We start from the raw sequence: 21,063 nt of genomic DNA on the forward strand, positions 1-21,063 counted from the left end.
TGGTTATTTACCTCCTTTAGTGTTTTTACGAGCTGGAAGAACTTCTCCGCGGTAAATCCAGACTTTAACACCAAGTTTACCGTAAGTAGTATCTGCTTCTTCCCAAGCGTAATCAATATCTGCACGAAGCGTATGAAGCGGAACAGTTCCTTCAGAATACCCTTCACTACGAGCGATATCAGCACCGTTCAAGCGGCCAGATACTTGAGTTTTAATTCCTTTAGCTCCCGCACGCATGGTACGTTGGATTGCTTGTTTTTGAGCACGACGGAAAGCAACACGTTGTTCTAATTGGCGAGCAATTCCTTCACCAACAAGATGAGCATCCAAATCTGGTGATTTGATTTCAATGATGTTGATGTGGACTTGTTTACTAGTCAATTTGTTAAGCTTTGCACGAAGTGCATCAACGTTTGCTCCACCTTTACCGATAACCATACCTGGTTTAGCAGTGTGAAGAGAAACGTTTACTTTATTTACTGCGCGTTCGATTTCAATAGTTGAAACAGCTGCGTCAGCTAATTCTTTTTGAACGAATTTACGGATTGCAAGATCTTCATGAAGGTAATCCGCGTATTCTTTTTCAGCATACCATTTGGCATCCCAGTCACGGATGATACCGACACGCATACCTATTGGATGTACTTTTTGACCCACGATTTTACCTCCTTATTTTTCTGCAACGACCACTGTGATGTGGCTAGTGCGTTTGTTGATTGGTGAAGCTGAACCTTTTGCGCGTGGACGGAAACGTTTCATTGTTGGTCCTTCGTTTGCGTAAGCTTCAGATACTACCAAGTTTGCTTTTTCCAAACCAAAGTTGTTTTCTGCATTAGCGATTGCTGAGTTCAACACTTTTTCGATAATGCCAGCAGCTTTGTTTGGTGTGAATTTCAAGATTGCGATTGCGTCAGCGACGTCTTTCCCACGGATATTGTCAAGAACTAGACGAGATTTACGAGGTGAAACGCGCACTGTACGAGCCATTGCTTTAGCTGAAGTAATTTCTGCCATGTTTTTCTCCTCTCTTATCTACGTGTCTTCTTGTCGTCAGCAGCGTGACCTTTGTAAGTACGAGTTGGTGCAAATTCACCAAGTTTGTGCCCTACCATGTCTTCTTGGATGTAAACAGGAACATGTTTACGTCCATCATAAACTGCAATTGTATATCCGATGAAACTTGGGAAAATCGTAGAGCGACGTGACCAAGTTTTGATGACTTTTTTCTTTTCGTCGTTGGCTTGAGCTTCAACTTTTTTCATCAAATGCTCATCGACGAAAGGTCCTTTTTTAAGACTGCGTCCCATTTTTATGTTTTCTCCTTTAAAATATGTACCACAACGGCTTGCACTGACAATCAGCGCTACCGAGCTGGCGGATAGATTGTTTTAGATTATTTCTCGTTGCGACGACGAACGATGAGTTTGTCAGATTTCGCTTTTTTGTTACGAGTTTTAAGTCCAAGAGCAGGTTTGCCCCATGGAGTAGATGGCGCTTTACGACCAACTGGTGCTTTACCTTCACCACCACCGTGCGGGTGATCGTTCGGGTTCATTACAGAACCGCGAACTGTTGGACGAATACCTTTCCAACGGCTACGTCCAGCCTTACCAAGGTTAACCAATCCATGTTGTTCATTTCCAATAACACCGACAGTTGCACGGCAAGTCCCAAGAATCATGCGAACTTCGCCTGATTGCAAACGAACAAGAACATATTTGCCTTCTTGACCGAGCACTTGAGCAGAAGCTCCAGCAGCACGTACTAATTCACCACCATGTCCTGGTTTCAATTCAATATTATGAATCAATGTACCAACCGGGATATTAGCAAGTGGAAGAGCATTTCCGACTTTAATATCCGCTTCTGGTCCAGAAACGATGCGTTGACCGACTTCAAGGCCTTTAGGAGCGATGATATAAGCTTTCACACCGTCAGTGTAATGTACAAGAGCGATGTTTGCTGAACGATTTGGATCGTATTCAATTGTTTTAACAACTGCTTCAACACCGTCTTTGTTACGTTTGAAGTCAATCAAACGGTAATGGCGTTTGTGTCCACCACCTTGGTGACGAACAGTGATACGACCGTTGTTGTTACGACCCGCTTTGTTGTTCAAAGAAACAAGCAAAGTTTTTTCTGGAGTGCTCGTTGTGATTTCAGCGAAATCCAAAGAAGTCATATTACGGCGACCATTTGTAGTTGGTTTGTAAACTCTGATTCCCACGATATTTCCTCCTTAGATTATTCTGCTTCAGCACCGAACAACTCGATTGCTTTAGAATCAGCTGTAAGAGTGATGATAGCTTTTTTAGTTTTGTTTGTAAAACCAGTATAACGCCCTACACGTTTTGCTTTTGGTTTTACATTGATCGTGTTCACGTTTGCAACTTTCACTCCGTCAAAAGCAGCTTCAACCGCTTGTTTGATCAAAAGTTTATGAGCGCGAGTGTCCACTTCAAATACGTACTTACCTTCTTCAAGAAGAGCCATTGTGCTTTCTGTGATGATAGGCTTTTTGATTACGTCATACAAATTCATTATGCAAGAACCTCCTCGATTGTAGAGATAGCTTCTTTAGTAACAAGAAGTTTGTCGCTATTTACGATATCAAGAACACTTGCAGTTGTTGCTGTTGCAACTTTCACATTTGGAAGGTTACGAGCTGAAAGTGTAGCAAATTCGTTTCCTTCTTCAAGAATTACAAGTACTTTTGAATCAATGCCAAGTGCAGCAAGTACTTTCGCAAACTCAGCAGTCTTTGGAGCTGTAAATGAAAGGCTGTCTACAGCTACGAATTTGTCCTCAGCAACTTTTTCAGAATAAACTGATTTAAGTGCCAATCTACGAACTTTTTGTGGAAGTTTGTAGGCGTATGAACGAGGAGTTGGACCAAATACGGTACCACCACCACGCCATTGTGGAGAGCGAATAGAACCTTGACGCGCACGTCCAGTTCCTTTTTGACGCCATGGTTTGCGTCCGCCACCTGATACTGCAGAGCGGTTTTTAACAGCGTGAGTTCCTTGACGAAGGCTTGCACGTTGACTGATAACAACATCAAATACAACTGATTCATTTGGCTCAATACCAAATACTGCATCGTTAAGAACTACTTCACCAGCTTCTTTACCAGTTTGGTCAAATAATTTTACGTTTGCCATTATGACTGATTTCCCCTTTCTTTATTATTTACCAGCTTTAACTGCTGACTTGATAGTGATAAGAGATTTCTTAGCACCAGGCACGTTACCTTTGATGAGGATAACGTTTTTCTCTGGAACAACTTGTGCGATTTCAAGGTTTTGAATCGTTACACGGTTGCCACCCATGCGTCCTGCCAAGTGTTTGTTTTTGAAAACACGGTTAGGCGCAACTGGTCCCATAGAACCAGGACGGCGGTGATAACGAGAACCGTGAGCCATTGGACCACGTGATTGACCGTGGCGTTTGATAACACCTTGGAAACCTTTACCTTTTGAAGTTCCTGTTACATCAACAACATCGCCGGCTGCGAAAGTGTCAACTGTAATTTCTGCACCAACTTCTAAGCCTTCAATGTTTTTGAATTCACGAATGAAGCGCTTAGGAGCCGTGTTAGCTTTTGCTACATGTCCTTTAGCAGGTTTGTTGCTCAATACGTCACGAAGGTCATCAAAACCAACTTGAACTGCGTTGTAACCATCTGTTTCAACTGTTTTCACTTGAAGAACAACGTTTGGAGCTGCTTCAACAACAGTCACAGGGATTAATTCGCCAGCTTCAGTGAAGATTTGAGTCATTCCCACTTTTTTCCCTAAGATTCCTTTTGTCATGAGAAAATGTTTCCTTTTCTATAGTTTTTTCAAAAAGTTTTTAACGAGCGTTTTTTATGCTCAAGATTAAGATACCAAGGGCGTCAAGAGCGAAGCGAAAATAGAAAACTGACGCCGTGTTCGATGAACACTAGGAAGTTTATCTTTTTTGCACGGCTCTTAGCCTGTGTTCAATTTCACTTGAACGATTTCTTAATATTTGATTAAAGTTTAATCTCTACGTTCACACCACTTGGAAGATCCAATTTCATCAAAGCGTCAACTGTTTTTTGAGTTGGGTTAATGATGTCGATCAAACGTTTGTGCGTGCGCATTTCAAATTGTTCGCGAGAATCTTTATATTTATGAGTCGCACGAATGATTGTGTAGAGGCTGCGTTCAGTTGGAAGTGGGATTGGACCTGCAACTTCAGCACCTGTACGAGTAGCAGTTTCTACGATTTTTGCAGCCGCTATGTCAAGTGTACGATGTTCGTAAGCTTTCAAACGGATGCGGATTTTTTTGTTTGCCATCTTTTTCTCCTTTTTCGTCTATTTAAGATAATAGGCTAGCTCCACAAGAAAACCGACAGGCGATCACGTGGCAATGCAACCGAGCGTGTCGCAACCTCTTGCATCAAAGCTATAGACTGTTTTTCACAGCACCATAGTATGATACCACACGCGCGGCAATATTGCAAGGGGTTTAGGAAGATTTTTTAACTTTTCCCCAAAAATAAGTAATTTGAAGAAAACTCGTTAAGCTTGACTTAACGAGTTTATTTTATATCCTAAAAATTCCTCTTAGATGAATTGTAACCGTAACGCTCGACGAAGTCTTCGCGGAATTCCAAGAGATTGTCATCGAGAATAGCCTGGCGCACTTTCTTCATTAGATTGACAAGGAAATAGAGATTGTGGTAGCTGGTCAGGCGCAGACCGAAGGTCTCGTCTGCCTTGAGCAAGTGGCGGATATAGGCGCGGCTGTAATTCTGACAGGTATAGCAGTCGCAGTCATGGTCAAGAGCCGTAAAGTCTTCGGCATATTGGGCATTTTTAATAACCAAACGTCCCTCGCTGGTCATGCAGGTGCCGTTTCGAGCAATGCGGGTCGGCAATACACAGTCAAACATATCAATCCCACGAATGACGCCATCAATCAGGCTGTCTGGTGCCCCTACACCCATCAGATAGCGCGGTTTATTTTCGGGCAACATGGGCGTCGTAAAGTCCAGCACCGCATTCATCTCCTCGTGAGACTCTCCGACAGCTAGACCGCCGATGGAGTAGCCGGGGAAGTCCATACTGACCAAGTCCTGCGCAGATTGGCGACGCAAATCCTCAAAACCAGCTCCCTGCACAATGCCAAAGAGACCTTGATCATGCGGACGACGATGAGCTTTGAGTCCTCGCTCTGCCCAACGGCTGGTGCGCTCGATAGACTTTTTGACGTAGTCATAAGGCTGATAAAACTGTGGACACTCATCAAAAGACATCATAATGTCTGAGCCCAGATTATTTTGAATGGAAATCGCTTTTTCTGGTGACAAAAACATCTTGGAGCCATTGAGGTGATTTTTGAAAGTCACACCCTCTTCCGTGATGTTGCGACTATCCGCCAAGGAATAGACCTGAAAACCACCGCTATCGGTCAAAATAGCTTGGTCCCAATTCATAAACTTGTGCAGACCACCTGCCCGCGCAATCAGCTCATCTCCCGGACGCAGCCAGAGATGATAGGTATTGGACAAGATAACCCCTGAGCCCATTTCTTTTAATTCTTCAGGCGACTGGGTCTTGACCGTGGCTTGGGTACCGACCGGCATGAACATAGGCGTGGGAAAGGTGCCGTGCGGCGTGATAATCTCACCCAGACGAGCTCCTGTGTGCTTTTCTTTTTTGATTAGGCGATATTGAATCGGCGAATCTGACATTTTTTACCTCCGAGACTAGGAAAGACAGTCCTAGTTTGTGTTAACAGCCTATTTTACCAAAAAATACACTCGCTGTCAGTAAATTATGCTATACTAGAAAAAAGATTTTATAGTGAGGAGATAATATGAAACCTTTAATGCCATTCCCAACAAGTAAAATGATTCGTGCTAAAGCACGACAACTATTGAGCGAGACACCCGGAATTTACGCCCTCTTTCTAATACCAATCGCAGTCTCTCTATTAAATGTGACCATTGCAATTATGAACAGTCGGGCAGAGGCAGGGAATCCTACAAGTATTATGAATCCAGGACAACTATATGCTCTGTTTTCTAGTGCCACTAGTTTTTCTATTGTCCTCAATTTTGTTCTAGCGATTGCACTGGCGTCTATTATTTTCCAAACAATTAAGCTAGTCCGTAAGCAGACAGAAATTGTTAGCTTTAAAGATTCTCTTCGTGGTTTTCAAAGTGATTTGATTGGAAAGATCTTTGTAACAGTACTTGTTAAATAAGTATTACTTTTTCTCTGGAGTCTAGTATGGACAGTGTCAATCTCAGCTTTTACCCTTGGGGTATTCATCTATGTATTGATGTGGTTTATCGTTGCGGCTAATGGAGGAATTGAACATTGGGGCAGCATAGTTCGTCAATCTTTTGAACAAGTTCCCAACGCATTAAACAACGATTACCTTCTAAATAATGGGCTGATTGCTTTAGCGATAATTATAATTATTGTTAGTATCCCACTCGCCATGATTGGGCTAGCCATCTACCTACCTAAATATTATGCTTATTCTCAAACAGAGTGGGTGCTTTACGATCAGATTTCCGAGGGACGTTATGCAGGACCGCTTGGGGTTATTCGCGAAAGTAAGTCATTAATGAAAGGCTACAAGTAGAAACGGTTCAAGTTAGACTTTAGTTTTATCGGTTGGGACATTTTGACAGGGCTGACCTTAGGTTTAGTGGGAATTTATGTCATTCCTTATCAAACACTTGCTGCGACCGTATTTTATGAAAAATTACGTTCAACAAAAGGAATAGAACCTGCACTTGAGTCTAACAGTGATAATACAATAAGTAGTTCGATTGAGCAGTAAAACAAAGAGGTTACTTCGTAACCTCTCAGATTGAAGACAAAGTCCTAGAAATTCACTTTTCTAAGGACTTTTCTGTTTATCTAGAGTTATAATAAAGGTAAGGTATTCTGGGAGGTATTGCTATGTTCCACAAAGAAAATCCTGACTATAATCGAAATCAAGTCGGGTTCTACAGCCTAGATGAGTTGGTTCCTAAAGATCATCTCTTACGTCAAATGGATCGTGCAGTTGATTTCTCATTTATTTATCAATTGGTTGAAAACAGTTATTGTGCGGATAATGGTCGTCCTAGCTTAGACCCAGTCATGTTAGTCAAAATTCCAATGATTCAATGTCTCTTTGGTATTCGTTCCATGCGTCAAACCATCAAAGAAATTGAAGTCAATGTGGCTTACCGCTGGTTTCTTGGGTTAACTTTAGAAGATAAGGTGCCTCATTTCACAACATACGGCAAGAACTAAAGTCGTCGTTTCCAGGATAAACAAGTCATTGAAGCAATTTTTGCTCATATCTTAGGGCTCTGCCTCAATGCTGGTTTGATTGACCCCACTGAAATCTTTGTGGATGGGACTCATATCAAGGCAGCAGCGAACAATCACAAATACATCAATCAAGAAGTTGATGCGCAAGCTAAATTTATGAGTGACCAATTGGAAAAAGAAATTGCCAAAGACAGGGACAAACAGGGAAAAAAGTCGCTAGGGCTCGCCAAAGAAAAAGAGCCCATCAGTAAGAAAATCTCTCCAACCGCCCCAGATAGTGGCTGGTTTCATAAGGGTGACCATAAAGAGGTTTTTGCTTACAATGCTCAAGTAGCTTGCGATAAACATGGCTGGGCACTAGGCTATAGTATCCACGCTAGGAATATCCATGATAGTCAGGCATTTCCTGAACTCTTTGACAAGATTAAAGCATTGAATCCTCACTATCTTATCGCTGATTCTGGCTATAAAACCCCAAGCATCGCTCATTACTTATTAACACTAGGTGTCATACCCGTTTTTCCTTATACAAGACCTCGTAATAAAAAAGACATGCTTCGGCCAAAAGAATTTATGTATGATGAGTACTATGATGTTTACCTCTGTCCAGAAAATCACCCCTTATCCTATTCAACGACTACTCGAGACGGCTATCGTGAGTATAAAAGTAATCCAGCTGTATGCCAGTATTGTCCCTTATTATCGGTTTGTACCCAATCAAAAAATCATCAAAAAGTAATCACTCGTCATCTATGGAAAGATGATTTAGAGGTTTGTGAAGACATCCGACACCAAAGAGAGATGAAGGAACGCTATCAACAGCGCAAAGAAACCATTGAGCGCTTGTTTGGAACAGCTAAAGAATATCCCAACTTACGTTATACTAGACTAAAAGGAAAGTCCAAAATGGAGGCAACCCTTGGGCTTACTTTAGCGTGCTTGAATATGAAAAAATATAGTAAGATAATGGCTGGAATAGTCTTTTTATTTTGCATAAAAGTAATCCTATCAAGACCAATTGTGATAACAATAGTAAAAGAAAAGACAAACTGGATTAAAATTCCAGTTTGTCTTCAATCTGAGAGGTTACTTCGTAACCTCTTTTTATCGTTCTAGCTGCCAACATATCTGCTCAAAAGCTTGTTTCAAAGTCACATCATCTGTAAACAGGATTTCCTCTTTCCAACCGAGAATGTCTTTATCAAGCCACCAACGCTTCATGTCAGCAGGGCTAAATTCGGATACTTTTGAACGCGTCATATGCCGACGAACTGTCTCCTCAAAAGACAAGTCATAGTAGTAGGCTAAAACCTTGTTGTCAAAAAGCTGACGCAAGTGCTCCAACATGTCACCATAAATATCCGTTTCATAAAAACCTTCAACAATCACCAGCAAATCATGCTCATATCCATAACGAGCAATCGTTTCTGTTAGAGAAATGGATAAATTATCTGGTTCTACTTTTTCCTTGAGCATATCACGCCGGACAAGGTCTTGCGAAATCACAAGCGTCCTACGACCAAAATGATTTTGTAATTTTTTAGCTAGGCTGGTTTTCCCAGAACCAGAATTCCCCCGAATGATGACTAGTTGCGCCATTAGTCAATCTCCTTCACCAGACGATTGTACTCACGCTTGATGCAACGGTTCATAACGATATGATCACAACCTGCCACCCTCAAAAGCTCTTCCGCCTCTTGACTTTGAAGTCCCAACTGCGCCCAAAAAATCTTAGCATTTGTCTCAATAAAATCACGCGCCACACCCGGTAAAAATTCGCTCCGCCGAAAGATATTGACAATATCCACGAAAACAGGAATATCCTGCAAACGCGCATAAGCCGTCTCGCCTAAAATCTTTTGACCCGCTAACTTGGGATTGACTGGAATGATCTGATAACCCAGCTCCTGCATGATCTTTGAAATACGATTGCTAGTCGTTTCCTCGCGGTCAGAAAGTCCGACTACTGCAATCACTTTACTCGTCTCCAAATAGGTCTGAATCATGTAATCACTAGGATTTTGAAATTCGTACATAAAATACCTCACTTATTTCCTTATGACCAGTATAGCATTTTTTGAAAAAGGAGGCAGAAATTGGGGCTAGGATTTTTTTAGGAACGAATCAGCAAATATAGCTGCCAATTATGATATAATGGTTAGATAGATAAAAATATAATAGTCTTACCAGCGACAAAAATAATTGCTAACAACAAAGGAATATGATGAAAAAATTTTTTAATTTATTAACAAACTTAACGATTATAGCCGGTATCCTCATTATCAGCTACCCTGTTATTAGCCAAATTTATTACAATTACCAAACCAAACAAGAGGTTAAGGACTTTGACTCATCTGCACAAAAATTAACTTCTGAAGACGTGGCGGAACGAATAAAACTAGCTACTGCTTACAACCGCTCTTTGCAAAATTTGGCAATAACAGATCCCTATACCAAAGAAGAAAACGCTAAAGGGCAAGCAGAATATGCTCGAATGCTGACTGTTCATGAAAAAATAGGTAGAATCTCCATTCCTAAAATTGATGTTGACCTGCCAATTTATGCCGGTTCAAGTGAAGAAGTCTTACAAAAAGGGGTGGGGCACCTCGAAGGAACCAGTTTGCCGATTGGTGGTCAGAACGCCCACACTGTTCTAACTGCCCACACGGGCTTGCCCAATAATCGCCTTTTTACCGACTTGGATAAAATGAAGGTAGGCGATAAATTTTTCATTCAAAATATCGCTGAAACACTTGCCTACGAGGTTGATTCCATAACGGTGATCGAGCCGACCCAGTTTGACTCTCTAAATATTGTACCTGACAAAGACTACGTGACTTTGCTGACCTGTACTCCTTATATGATCAATTCACACCGTTTACTTGTGCGAGGCCACCGTATCCCTTACAAACCAAGTGAAGAAAAAGTGAAAAGTCCGATTAGTCATATCTCTATTCCACCGCTTTATCTAGTCGTTTTCGCAATTCTATTCCTCATTTTCATTATTTTGGCTTGGAATAAGTGGAAATCGAAAAAAGCATAGAAAGAGCTATCATGACAAAAAAAAAGAAAAACAAAAAATGGCTACAACTAACCTATAAAATACTTACCATTCTGGGTTGTTTGATGATCTGTTATCCCTTTGTCAGTCAGATTTATTACCAATATGTGACTATGCAGGAAACAAAGCAATTTGACGACGAGAAAGGTAAATTAGCTGATCAAGATGTTGAAAAACGCATTGAACTCGCTAAAGCCTATAACAGCACCTTGTCCCCAGAAAAAATAGGAGACCCTTTCTCAAGCAGAAAAAAAGAGGAAGGTGTAGCCGAATATGCTCGCATGTTGCAACTGCAAGAAAAAATTGGCTATGTCACGATTCCTTCTATCAATCAAAAAATTCCCATCCGAGCAGGTTCATCTGAGAATGTCTTGCAAAATGGAGCAGGCCACTTAGAAGGAACTAGCCTCCCTGTCGGTGGAGTTAGCACCCATACGGTCATCACCGCCCACAGGGGACTGCCCACAGCCAGACTTTTCACTGACCTGGATAAGGTGAGGGTTGGAGATGTCTTTTACATCACTAATCTCAAGGAAACCTTGGCTTATCAGGTGGATAAGATTTTAACCGTTGAGCCCACTGATTTCAAACCAATACTGGTTAAAGGGGGCGAAGATCGTGCCACTCTTTTGACTTGCACGCCTTATATGATCAATTCTCATCGCCTACTCGTTCAAGGCAAGCGCATTCCTTTCCACGAAGCTGAAAAGAAGGAAAAAACAAAGATTGACTTTTTTGCCCAATACAAATGGTTTATCCTTCTTGCTGCCGGACTCATCCTCCTACTCTTAGGCTATCTACTCTTTAAAATGTTAAGAAAGAAAGGAAAAGAAACATCACTTTCATGAAAAAGAAAAAACAATTACTTGGGCTGAGCCTCCTGTTAATTGGAATTGCGCTCTTCCTCTTTCCTTTTTTATCTATGATTAAAGAGGACATTTGGCAATCCAATGCTCAGCGCACCTATCAGCAGACCAGCGAGAAAACATTCCAAAAACAACGAACAGCCTTAGAACAAACCACTGTCACCGGAGCTATCCAAGATATTTTCCTAACAAAAAAAGAGACCGACGCCAAGCAAAAGACGCCCTACTCAGATCTGCTAGATACCAATCAAGTTGCGGGACGCATGAGCATTCCTGCTTTAGGACAACATTTCAACCTTTATCTTGACGCCGACTATGATAAGCTCCTAAAGGGAGTAGCGACCCTTGTCGGAACATCTGCCCCCTTGGGTATAAAAGGACAGCGACCGATTATTGCAGGACATAGAATTAATTACAATGGCATGTCTTTCTACTTCCTCCCCTCCCTCAAAAAGGGAGATAGAATTTATTTCGATATTCTTGGGAAAAATTTAGAATACGAAGTGACCGATAGCGAGGTCATCGATGAATACGAGAGCGAAAAACTCAAACCGATTGAAAACGAGGATATGGTCACGCTTATGACCTGTGTGAACGAACCAAGCTATGACAAACGTCTGCTTGTCAATGCAAAAAGGATTGTTTCAGATAGCGAAAAAAAGCAAAACGTATCTGCTAATCCCTTGATTTCCTTTGTTAGCAACCAACATATCAAACTTGGTTTCAAATTACAAAGGCTTGCCCCTTATTTGATTGTGATTGTCGGAACAGCGATTTTTCTCTTTTTCACCAAGCGACTATGGAATATCATAAAAAAACACTGATGAATCAGTGTTTTTTCTCGCTTTTATAAAGCTTATATCCTAGTCCGATTAAAACGACGGCAAATCCTAAAAACCAATAAATGGCTAAGGTTCCCGTTTTGATAATCGGTGTTCTTGGCGTAGTCGGTGGCACCAGAGTATTGGTAATCACCGTGCCAGTTTTATCTGCCATGTTTTGATAAGTTGCTGTATAGCCATTAGGAACATCTTCTTCAGCTGTGTAGGTGTAGTCTTTCCCTGTCGCATCTGCTTTTTCCAAGTTCATAAAGGTATGTTCCCAGTTATTGCTGTCACTCAGCTCAATTTCATCAATGACTTGCCCATTTTGTTTGAGATGAACAGTGATACTGTTTAACTTTTTACCTTTCCATTCTTTCCGAACTTTAAAGCTTGTCTTGTCCTCTCTCTGTTTTAAAACCTGCTTGGGATAGACATGAACGGCGTCATTTCCTACCGTGAAATAGCTGCCATCGGGTTTTGTCACAGGCAGTTCCACTTCTAATGGAACTGGTGTCGCATCACCCAACGTCTGATTTCCTGCTAACTTTGATTTTTCTTTATTGACAACAATATAGTACTTACCTGCCTTCAAACCACTAAAGGTGAGTCGACCGCCATTTTCAGTTATCTTTGTTTGAACAAGCTCTCCATCCGCCTTATCCTTATGGATGTCAAAAGCAACGCCATCAATGGTTGAGGCTTCACTGCCAAAATAATTCTCAATATCTAAAGGCTGCCCAGAATAACTATCTTTTCCTCCACCTTTGGGCCAACCATTCAAATCTTTTAACTTAACCAAGGTTAAAACAATATCGTAGGTTGCATCTGATGAGGCTTGATTTTCCTGAGATGAGACGGTTGTAAATGGCCGCAAAGTTACCAAAATAATAATGACCGTAAGTATGGATAGCAGACTGCTCAATATTCTTTTTCTTGTCATAGTATCCTCCTAAAACATAGTACTTGCACTCTTCACTAGGATATTCAACTGTTTTAAATACCCTAGTGAAGAGGTAAGGATTGTCCTTACTTCTTCATTTTATTACTTAGCTGAACGACGTTTCGCAATGAAACCTAAACCAACAACCAAGACACCGGCTGCAATCACGAGAGCTGAACCGATACCACCCGTTTGTGGGATAGTGACTTTGTTGTTGTTAACTTGGTTAATTCTACCTGTGTAAGTTGTTGATGAGATGGTGAACTCAACTGGTTGTTGCAACAAAGCATAACCAGTTGGTGCTTCAACTTCGACCAATTTGTACTTAGTTTCACCAGTGGCGTTGTCATCTCCTTTTTTACCATAAGGAAGCCCCTTAACTTCAAAAGTACCATCAGAAGCTGACGTGATGACAGTTGCATCTGCTTTATTAGCAACCCACTCATTTTTAGCAGGAGTTGTTCCTGATGCAGCTGTTTGTTTCAAATACTTGTCACCAGCTTCATTTGTAACAACAAACTTAGCCCCTGCAAGTTTAGCTGATGTCGCTTTGTCAACTTTTTCAAACTTAGCACCACCAGTGTGGAGTTCTGGAGGAGTAGTTGGTTCAACCTTTTTCGTTGAATTAGGGTTAGTACCATAAGTCAACTTAACATCATTGGGGTTGGCTGCACCCATAACCGCTTCTTCATTGATGACTGCGTCATAAGTAATAGTGATAACATCTTTTGGATTTAATGTTTTGATGTAATTTTCATTGAAAGCAATGCTAATTGTTGCTCCTTTTGTACCAACTGCATCTGTACCAGTAGTTGAATAGTTAGAAGGATCTACAACAGTGCCACCATTTTTAACAACAAGGTTGCCTGTGTAAGTCAAACCTGCTGAGAACTTATCGGTGAATGTTAAAACTTTATAGTCTTTAATACCTTCTGGCATTGTAGAAGTGACCTTGAAGATCTTTGTTTCACCAACAAGAGCAGTATCGTGTTTAGCGTCTTCGCTAACTACTTTGTCAATACTTGGTTTGTCAACGGTATTTTTGGGATAAACGTGAACAGCATCATTACCAGTTGTGTACCATCCACCGGTAGCCTTAAAGACTGGTAACTCAATTTCCATTGGAACCGCAGCAGATTTTGCAAGTTGTTCCTTTGAAGCAAGGGTTGATTTTTCTTTCTTCTCAACAATCATATACTTGCCAGCTCTAAGACCTGTGAAAGTAATCTGACCATTAGAATCTGTCAAGCCTTCAACTTTAGTCCCCGTAGCCATTGCACCAACATGGTCGGGCGCACTTTCATCATATTTGTGAACTTCAAACCAAACGCCTGGTAGTGTCTCTGAACCTGCACCAAAATAACTTTGGATATTATCTAGCTTTTGACCAGTGTATTTTGTTCCGTCTTCACCAGTTTGTTTTGGCCACTTGGTCAAATCATTCATCTTTATCTTAGTCAAGACGATGTCATATGTTTCTTCCGTAGTCGCAAAAGTTTTATCTGCTCCAAATGCTAAAAGCACGATACTAAGAGCTGCTAAAAACGAGAGGAAATATCGTTTTACGTTTTTCATTGTGTTGCCTCCTAAAAAGCCTTTCTATTTTTTTGCATATAATGTAAAATTACTGCCAATGTTAATGTTAAAGTTCCCATCAAGATATATGGTAGGATACCTGAACCACCTGTGTTTGGATAAGATGGGTTTACCTTGTTCTTCACCGTCAAAGTTGCTGTTTCTCCGACATTTGTATCTGTAAAGGTAACTTTCTTTTCAGACGCCTTACTGATTTCCAAATAATACTTTGGAACAACCTCTTCGATGTAGTAAGTGTAGTACTTACCGGTGGTCTTATCCTTAGGTGGGTAGCGTTTTGTAGCTTCCCATAGATATGGAGCTGTCGCATTTCGTTCCAACTGAATTGTCTCAACAAGCTCTCCATTTTGAGTTTGTCCGTCCGTTGTCCGGTACAACTTAACCTCTAGTTTCTTCGGTAGCTGGTCATTTGCAATCTGATTGCCGTCCTTGTCATACCAGAGTTTCTGGATCTTAATTGACGGATACCTCGTGTTGGTGATGACAAATCCATTTTGAGCGTCACCGCTATAATCGACATCATACTCAGGCGGAATCTCCTTTTCTCTGACCACGTACTTAAAGTCGGTGATTTTCTTCTCTGTTGCTTCTTTTTGTAATAATTTAGCGGCAGATTCTTCATCTGGTAGCGGACTAAAGGTATCTTTCCAGCTATTGCTGTCAGAGAGCTCTTTTTCTTCTTTAAGCTTTTCTCTTGCAACACCGTCTTCCTTCCAAGTCGCATAGAGCTGTGCCGTTATTTTAGAATGTGTTGTTTCAGAGTCACGCCACTTCTTCTCAACCGGAATGGTAATCCGCTTGTTGACCCTGTTGGTAACCGCATTGGACTCACCAAAGTTTTGTCCGCCATTATACCTTACATGGAAAGTATTGATAGCAATCTTGCCACCGATATTATTATCCTTGTCATAAGTCGGAACCTTCATATCAAGAAGAGCGTGAAGCAATCTATCTTGAGGAATAACAGTACCCGTTTTAGAAACAATCTTGATTGCTGTGACATCTTTGTAGTCGCTTGGAGTCTTTGTCCAATTTGGACTATTCATCTCCGTAGCTGCATCCATAGTCGGATATTTATCCGTCCTGTAATAAATATCAAACCGACTTGTTACGTCGTTCCCTGCCATTTCCATCTTGACCGGACCAGTCAAAGTATTGGAGAAAGCCGTACTTTCGGTTCCTTTCGTTCTACCGTCACCGACATGAGGAAGAACATCATAGAACTCAACTTTATTCAAAGGTTGATTGATATAATTTTGAATTTGCAGGTCATATTGGAAGTGACCCGAATTATTAGTTATACCACTGTAATCTGTTTCAATCTCACCCTTGGTGAAAGACCTGCCATAGTACGAAGCTCCACCTTCAACCAGCGGTTCTGTGCTACGGATATATTTGAAACTTTCACGACTTGATACTGTATTTCCCAAAACTTTTGAAGTTGTTTTTGCAATTTTATCCGTCGTTTCACCATTCATGTTGATATCTTTATCATCATTCACAATCTGACCTAAATCTGACTGAATGGCACTTGGGAATGGTTGCCCATTGTCTTGGTAAAAATAAAGCTCATTGTCGTTGTTAAAAGTTGGAGTCTCCGACGTGGATTTAATGATTTCATCATTAATGACAAAATTTTTTAATTTAAAGTTGTAACCCGTACCATTATTTAAGTCTTTTACTAGACCTGATTTTAACCTTATCTTTATGGCTGTACGACCCGTACCATGATAGTTTTCAATGACTGAAAATTTATCAATCATATCCAGATTTGCTAGCCCGATTGCTTCGAGCATATTTTCTGCTTTTGTTGTGTCTACACCTGATGCAATACTAACCCCCTTAGGAAGAAGATCAACAAGCGTTGGATTCTTTAGATAGCGCGCTTTGGAAAGATTTTCCAACCCTAGACTTATTCCAAAGGTCAAAGATTCTCCTACTAAACCTGTTTTACCTGCTTGGTCAGTCGTTTTTGAAAGTTTAATCTTTTCTTGAAACAGTACGAATTGCTTACTCCATTCAGCGGATGTATTAATTGAAACATCTTGATTTTTAAAGTTCGTTACTTTAGCATCAAGGCTTACCACATTTTCAATGTTTTTTTCAGGAGAGTAGCGAACATGATAAGGGTCTTTGAAAGCCATATAGACGAAACCATCAATGTACTTTCCAACTGGTAATTCATATCCGTTAATAAAGTGGATAGTTATTTTAGTGTATTTTGGAGTGACAGCCGGCGCTGCCGATTCTGTCATTTTTCCATTTTGGATCTTTTCGGCAGCGGCATTTAGCTCATTTTGTGCTTCTTCATTAATCTGCTGTCCTGGCTTAAAAGTATCATAATTACCATCGCTCTTATAGGCACGGATTTCTATCTTGTCATTACTGATAGGAACATCCCCTGTTGAACCTCTTTCAAAGAAAGAACTGACACTAGTCAAATAAAGCCTTTTGTCGAATTTACTAGCATCTTCAGTCAGCACAATTTCTTTAAGTGGTTTTGACAGTTTATTTTCTACCTTAACTGTATAGTCTAGTCGCTGTGCATAAAGTCCCAGCACATCATAGTTTACTGTTTCATGTTCTGTTCTTTTTGCAAGAATCCCTGTTCCATCAAAATTGTCCGCAATAAGATTAAAAGTGATGTTGTCACTGGTAGTATATCGCTCATTTGGTGATGGGTTAAAAGGAGTTGCTGTAATCTCTGCCTTATTTGTAAAATCAGGTTTGTCTCCATTATCCTTTTTGTATTGAGCATCTGGGAAAGACAGGTACAATGTAGCCTTGCTGACATCAATATTATGACGGAAATCTGTATCAAATTCACTTTCTGAAAAAGTCTTTGTATAGGTGACTGTCCCATCACCGTTATCTGTCCAATCCGGATTCAGACTCTGATCAAATTTAGCAGTAACCGTTTGACCTTTACTGTTCGTATAAGTCGGCAACTTGTCCTTGATGACGACTTTTTGCATCATCCGCTGCTGACCTGAGTTTGGCTGTACAGTGTAAGTAAAATTAAATGCTACTGGTTCTGCGCCTGTTTCAGAAATCCTAGTTGGATCCCCAGTCTTAGCCGTCCCACCATAGAGAAGTTGACCATCTCGATCGCTAACACCAACCACCTTCCTTAGGTTCATATCTGGATAGGTTGGAGTATACTCTTTATCCGTTGCCGTATCTAGGGTGTTGCCATTTTTGTCCTTTAGCGTAACTTTAGGTTGCAGCTTATAGTCTCGTGGAACCAAACCCTTAGTAAATCTAAAAACATAGGGCATACTGATTTGAGCGGTTGAGGAGATCGCGTTGAAATAGACACGAAAAATAGTTTTGTTGTTTTCCTTAATCAGCTCTGTCTTTTTCACTAGACCTGGATTAGCTATATTCCCACTCTTAGGTTCTCCTATGGCAATATCCTCTATATAAGCGTTAGTTTCTAACACTTTTCCGCCCGGATACAGCGCCGTTGGAATCTCAATATCTAGGTAAGCTCCCTCTAACGGTGTTGAAGAACCTATTGTAGAGCCGTCAATGTTAACATAAGAGGTAATTGCCTCACCTGTTCGATAGGCTGACTGAGAGTTGGGCTCTACTGTTATTTTAGGAGCACCTGATGCTACTGTTGGCGTAGGAGGAGGGCCTGGTGGTAATGCATCGTCATCATCTTCTGATGTAGTCGCAGCTGGAGTTGTTTGACTCGTTGAGCTGCTACTTTCTTGACTAGAACTACTAGGGGTTTCCTGACTCTCGTTGACAGGGCTTTTCTGAGTTTCACTACTAGAACTTTCCGAGTCTTCTTTTTTGGCAGTTTCAGCAGGATTACTTACTAGAGCAGAAGACGGGCTAGTCTGTTCTTGTGCGAAGGCAAGAGAAGCACCACTCACTCCTTGTAAAATTGTGTTCATAAGCAGAATCAGAACTAAAAATAGACTGCCTTTTTTCTTCATTGCCTCTCCTTTTCCAAATTTATTTTATATTCCGGACAAAATTTAATATATATATATATATATATATATATTAAAACATTTCATAAAACAGCTTTTTATGAAATTTATTTCTGTATGGAAGTCATGCTATTCCCTTCAGGACCTTGATTTAACGAAGCCCAAAAGAAAATCCCAACAAACGAGAGTCCCTCATGGTGTTTGTTAGCTGAAACAAGTTAACGCTTTCTTAGCACTGGGCACTTTCAATCATTGGTTGTGTTACATACTTATACAAGTGTGAAATCTTGATAAATATAACTCTAGTCAGATTGTAGCACATTTATTTAATTAAGACAAGTCAAAAATGTTTAATTTCAAAAGGTTTTCTGCCAGCTATGATTAACTTGACTCCAAAATATGGTATAATATGTTTCAAATTAGGAGGCAAATATGAATTTAAGTGAATTGCGGGCAGAGGCTCGTCGTATCCAACGTCAAACCAAAGGTATCTATGCACTCTTTTTAGTACCAATTCTAACGGCGATTATTTCCGTTGTTTACAATTATTCTTCAGATACCTTTCCCAATAATATCTTACAATATGGCATTCAAAAGACGATTATCCACGGAATCAATCGTTCTCTTTTCCCAATCGCGATTAGTTTTATCGTATCTTTCTTTTTGACGGCTGCTTTTTGGACCTTACTGGAAGTCATTCGTGGAAAACGGCAAGAGGTGCATTTTACAGATTCAGTTCGGACTTTTGATAGTAAAGTAATTGGTCCTGTTTTCATGACACTTTTGCTCAAACGTGTATTACTATTTCTGTGGAATATTTTCGTCTGGATTGGAAGCGGCATGATGATTCTGGCTAGTTTTAGTGTCATAAAACTCCTCCCCAATTCTCAAGCTCTCTCACAAAATACTGCACTTCAAACAACTGTTGGGACATTGTTACTTTATATTCTCATCGGTTTTATTTTGATGGTAATCGGTATTATTATTGCACTTCCTCAATATTACGCTTATTCGCAAGTAGAATTTATTCTTTGTGATACATTAGAAAACCAGAGCTATGAGAGCGCCTTTAAAATTATTCGTACAAGCCGCCAGATGATGAAAGGATATAAAGGCAAGCGATTTGTACTTGATTTAACTTTTATTGGCTGGTACTTGCTAAGTGCCCTTACTTTTGGAATTGCTTCTATTTATGTTTATCCCTACATTTATACAGCTCAGACTCTTTTCTATGAAGCTGTCAGAAAGGAAAAAGAACAAACTCCGATTTTTTCTTAATTTTTCTAACTCTGAAAAATAAAATTAACCTTACAAAGACTTGGACAGTTGTTCAGGTCTTTTAAGTTGCTTTCAATTCACTTTACATAAGTTGCCCTCAGGAAATACCATAAACTCTACACAAAAAAGCCACCAATTGGGTGACTTTATTAGGGAGATTATTATGAAAAAGTTTAGGATTTCTATCAAACAAAGTTAGGAGGTCTTCATTTGATAAATATAGTATAACCAAGTTAGCTTAAATCAACCTTAATTTTTTATAACAAATTGATATTTTTGGAAATTTTTTGAAAAGCATCTTCCAGCGAAACTTGATCTGTAAATATCGCTTCCTCCCAACCCAAGAAATCACATTCTTTCCACCAACGTTTCATATCAGCTGGACTGAAATCTGCTTTCTTGCTCCTTGTTTGATGGTGGCGAACCGCTTCTTCAAAAGTCAAATCATAATAGTAAGACAGAACTTTTGGATAAAAGAGGTCACGCAGTTCTTCTAGCATCTGCCCGTAAATGTCTGTTTCATAAAATCCTTCAACGATAACCAACAAATCTCGCTCATAGCCATAACGGGCAATGGTTGCCGTCAAAGAGATTGACAAATTGTCCGGCCCGACTTTTTCTTTTAGTATGTCACGGCGAACGACATTTTGATAAATGACAAGTGTCCTTCGTCCATAATACTCTTGCAATTTCTTTGCCAGACTCGTTTTTCCTGAACCAGAATTACCTCTGATATCACCAACGCTGGCATTTACCCTTCTAAAATCAGACGGGTATGCTCCTGCTTGATACAGCGGTTCATGACAATATCATCGTGCCCAACTGCACGAAGGATTTGCTCGGCTTCTTCATTTTCCAAGCCCAATTGTGCCCAGAAAATCTTAGCATTCACTTGCAGAAAATCACGCGCCACATCTGGCAAAAACTCACTGCGACGGTAGACATCAACAATATCCACTGAAAACGGAATATCTTTGAGGTTAGCATAGACGGTCTCACCTAAAATCTGACCACCGGCTGCTCGGGGATTGACTGGAACAATCCGATAGCCCCGTTCTTGCATCTCTTTGGATACACGGTGGCTGGTTGCCTCTTCTCGATCTGACAAACCAACAACCGCAATCACCTTGCTATTTTCTAAATAATGCTTGACAATCCCGTCGCTGGGATTTTTGAAATGATAGGTCATAAAATTTTCTCCGTAATTTTTATGTATTGTGAGTCATGCTGATCCTTTTGAAT

At 40.4% G+C, this 21,063-nt stretch carries 22 protein-coding genes and 2 pseudogenes; 8 read left to right on the forward strand and 16 right to left on the reverse strand.

What is annotated here, in order from left to right:
- Positions 1-3: 3 nt before the first annotated feature.
- The 9 genes from rpsC to tgt form a co-directional block, all read right to left on the reverse strand.
- Positions 4-657: a 30S ribosomal protein S3 gene (gene rpsC, locus ACOMA9_RS07735; RefSeq protein WP_003029478.1), complete on the reverse strand. Its 654-nt coding sequence runs from the start codon at positions 655-657 to the stop codon at positions 4-6.
- A 12-nt stretch (positions 658-669) separates the two neighbouring features.
- Entirely contained in the window at positions 670-1,014 is a 345-nt protein-coding gene (gene rplV, locus ACOMA9_RS07740; protein ID WP_003026550.1) for a 50S ribosomal protein L22, read from the reverse strand.
- 14 nt (positions 1,015-1,028) lie between these two features.
- A complete protein-coding gene (rpsS, locus tag ACOMA9_RS07745) occupies positions 1,029-1,307 on the reverse strand; it encodes a 30S ribosomal protein S19 (protein ID WP_000533765.1) in 279 nt (92 codons plus the stop codon).
- Between the two features lie 86 nt (positions 1,308-1,393).
- Positions 1,394-2,227, reverse strand: coding sequence for a 50S ribosomal protein L2 (gene rplB, locus ACOMA9_RS07750; RefSeq protein ID WP_070670799.1), 834 nt, complete (start codon positions 2,225-2,227; stop codon positions 1,394-1,396).
- 17 nt (positions 2,228-2,244) lie between these two features.
- Complete coding sequence (locus ACOMA9_RS07755) at positions 2,245-2,541, reverse strand: 50S ribosomal protein L23 (RefSeq protein WP_003026555.1); 297 nt, start codon at positions 2,539-2,541, stop codon at positions 2,245-2,247.
- A complete protein-coding gene (gene rplD, locus ACOMA9_RS07760) occupies positions 2,541-3,164 on the reverse strand; it encodes a 50S ribosomal protein L4 (protein WP_070670797.1) in 624 nt (207 codons plus the stop codon). The genes ACOMA9_RS07755 and rplD overlap by 1 nt, the downstream gene beginning before the upstream one ends.
- Positions 3,165-3,188: 24 nt before the next feature.
- Positions 3,189-3,815: a 50S ribosomal protein L3 gene (rplC, locus tag ACOMA9_RS07765; protein WP_003029484.1), complete on the reverse strand. Its 627-nt coding sequence runs from the start codon at positions 3,813-3,815 to the stop codon at positions 3,189-3,191.
- A 203-nt stretch (positions 3,816-4,018) separates the two neighbouring features.
- Positions 4,019-4,327, reverse strand: coding sequence for a 30S ribosomal protein S10 (rpsJ, locus tag ACOMA9_RS07770; protein WP_037619321.1), 309 nt, complete (start codon positions 4,325-4,327; stop codon positions 4,019-4,021).
- A gap of 257 nt (positions 4,328-4,584) precedes the next feature.
- Entirely contained in the window at positions 4,585-5,727 is a 1,143-nt protein-coding gene (gene tgt, locus ACOMA9_RS07775) for a tRNA guanosine(34) transglycosylase Tgt (protein ID WP_003029487.1), read from the reverse strand.
- Between the two features lie 125 nt (positions 5,728-5,852).
- Here tgt and ACOMA9_RS07780 point away from each other — a divergent pair, with 125 nt between their 5' ends.
- From ACOMA9_RS07780 to ACOMA9_RS07795, 4 genes and pseudogenes are all read left to right on the forward strand, one after another.
- Positions 5,853-6,242: a DUF975 family protein gene (locus ACOMA9_RS07780; RefSeq protein ID WP_003029488.1), complete on the forward strand. Its 390-nt coding sequence runs from the start codon at positions 5,853-5,855 to the stop codon at positions 6,240-6,242.
- A gap of 33 nt (positions 6,243-6,275) precedes the next feature.
- On the forward strand, positions 6,276-6,629 hold the full coding sequence (locus ACOMA9_RS07785) for a DUF975 family protein (protein WP_022525390.1): 354 nt from the start codon (positions 6,276-6,278) through the stop codon (positions 6,627-6,629).
- A gap of 12 nt (positions 6,630-6,641) precedes the next feature.
- A pseudogene (locus tag ACOMA9_RS07790) lies at positions 6,642-6,830 on the forward strand (DUF975 family protein); the annotation flags it as partial.
- 122 nt (positions 6,831-6,952) lie between these two features.
- Positions 6,953-8,428 (forward strand): annotated as a pseudogene (locus ACOMA9_RS07795) (IS1182 family transposase).
- Here ACOMA9_RS07795 and ACOMA9_RS07800 read toward each other — a convergent pair.
- Together ACOMA9_RS07800 and ACOMA9_RS07805 are read right to left on the reverse strand one after the other, a co-directional pair.
- On the reverse strand, positions 8,417-8,911 hold the full coding sequence (locus ACOMA9_RS07800; RefSeq protein WP_003029526.1) for a kinase: 495 nt from the start codon (positions 8,909-8,911) through the stop codon (positions 8,417-8,419). The pseudogene ACOMA9_RS07795 and the gene ACOMA9_RS07800 sit on opposite strands and share 12 nt — an antisense overlap.
- A complete protein-coding gene (locus ACOMA9_RS07805) occupies positions 8,911-9,348 on the reverse strand; it encodes a CoA-binding protein (protein ID WP_003029528.1) in 438 nt (145 codons plus the stop codon). The genes ACOMA9_RS07800 and ACOMA9_RS07805 overlap by 1 nt, the downstream gene beginning before the upstream one ends.
- Positions 9,349-9,536: 188 nt before the next feature.
- Between ACOMA9_RS07805 and ACOMA9_RS07810 the strand changes: the two genes are divergently transcribed.
- Genes ACOMA9_RS07810 through ACOMA9_RS07820 form a run of 3 tightly spaced genes read left to right on the forward strand, consistent with a single transcriptional unit; the run spans position 9,537 to position 12,063 of the window.
- Complete coding sequence (locus ACOMA9_RS07810; RefSeq protein ID WP_037619308.1) at positions 9,537-10,355, forward strand: class C sortase; 819 nt, start codon at positions 9,537-9,539, stop codon at positions 10,353-10,355.
- An 11-nt stretch (positions 10,356-10,366) separates the two neighbouring features.
- Positions 10,367-11,221, forward strand: a complete 855-nt coding sequence (locus ACOMA9_RS07815; RefSeq protein ID WP_421425125.1) for a class C sortase — start codon at positions 10,367-10,369, stop codon at positions 11,219-11,221.
- Positions 11,218-12,063 (forward strand): class C sortase, encoded by an 846-nt coding sequence (locus ACOMA9_RS07820; RefSeq protein ID WP_421425127.1) that lies wholly within the window; start codon positions 11,218-11,220, stop codon positions 12,061-12,063. Before ACOMA9_RS07815 ends, ACOMA9_RS07820 begins: the two co-directional genes overlap by 4 nt.
- A gap of 4 nt (positions 12,064-12,067) precedes the next feature.
- On the opposite strand, the gene ACOMA9_RS07825 is transcribed toward ACOMA9_RS07820, so the two are convergent.
- The 3 genes from ACOMA9_RS07825 to ACOMA9_RS07835 form a co-directional block, all read right to left on the reverse strand.
- Complete coding sequence (locus ACOMA9_RS07825; protein ID WP_106083882.1) at positions 12,068-13,003, reverse strand: Cna B-type domain-containing protein; 936 nt, start codon at positions 13,001-13,003, stop codon at positions 12,068-12,070.
- A gap of 102 nt (positions 13,004-13,105) precedes the next feature.
- Positions 13,106-14,578, reverse strand: coding sequence for a SpaH/EbpB family LPXTG-anchored major pilin (locus ACOMA9_RS07830; protein ID WP_421425131.1), 1,473 nt, complete (start codon positions 14,576-14,578; stop codon positions 13,106-13,108).
- An 11-nt stretch (positions 14,579-14,589) separates the two neighbouring features.
- A complete protein-coding gene (locus tag ACOMA9_RS07835) occupies positions 14,590-18,546 on the reverse strand; it encodes a Cna B-type domain-containing protein (RefSeq protein ID WP_421425133.1) in 3,957 nt (1,318 codons plus the stop codon).
- Between the two features lie 429 nt (positions 18,547-18,975).
- Here ACOMA9_RS07835 and ACOMA9_RS07840 point away from each other — a divergent pair, with 429 nt between their 5' ends.
- On the forward strand, positions 18,976-19,821 hold the full coding sequence (locus ACOMA9_RS07840) for a DUF975 family protein (protein WP_037613543.1): 846 nt from the start codon (positions 18,976-18,978) through the stop codon (positions 19,819-19,821).
- 257 nt (positions 19,822-20,078) lie between these two features.
- Here ACOMA9_RS07840 and ACOMA9_RS07845 read toward each other — a convergent pair whose 3' ends face one another.
- Both ACOMA9_RS07845 and ACOMA9_RS07850 read right to left on the reverse strand, forming a co-directional pair.
- A complete protein-coding gene (locus ACOMA9_RS07845) occupies positions 20,079-20,555 on the reverse strand; it encodes a kinase (RefSeq protein ID WP_037591376.1) in 477 nt (158 codons plus the stop codon).
- Between the two features lie 17 nt (positions 20,556-20,572).
- Positions 20,573-21,010, reverse strand: coding sequence for a CoA-binding protein (locus ACOMA9_RS07850; protein ID WP_195322853.1), 438 nt, complete (start codon positions 21,008-21,010; stop codon positions 20,573-20,575).
- Positions 21,011-21,063 lie beyond the last annotated feature (53 nt).

Source organism: Streptococcus atopicus (assembly GCF_049166725.1).
Taxonomy (GTDB): domain Bacteria; phylum Bacillota; class Bacilli; order Lactobacillales; family Streptococcaceae; genus Streptococcus; species Streptococcus hominis.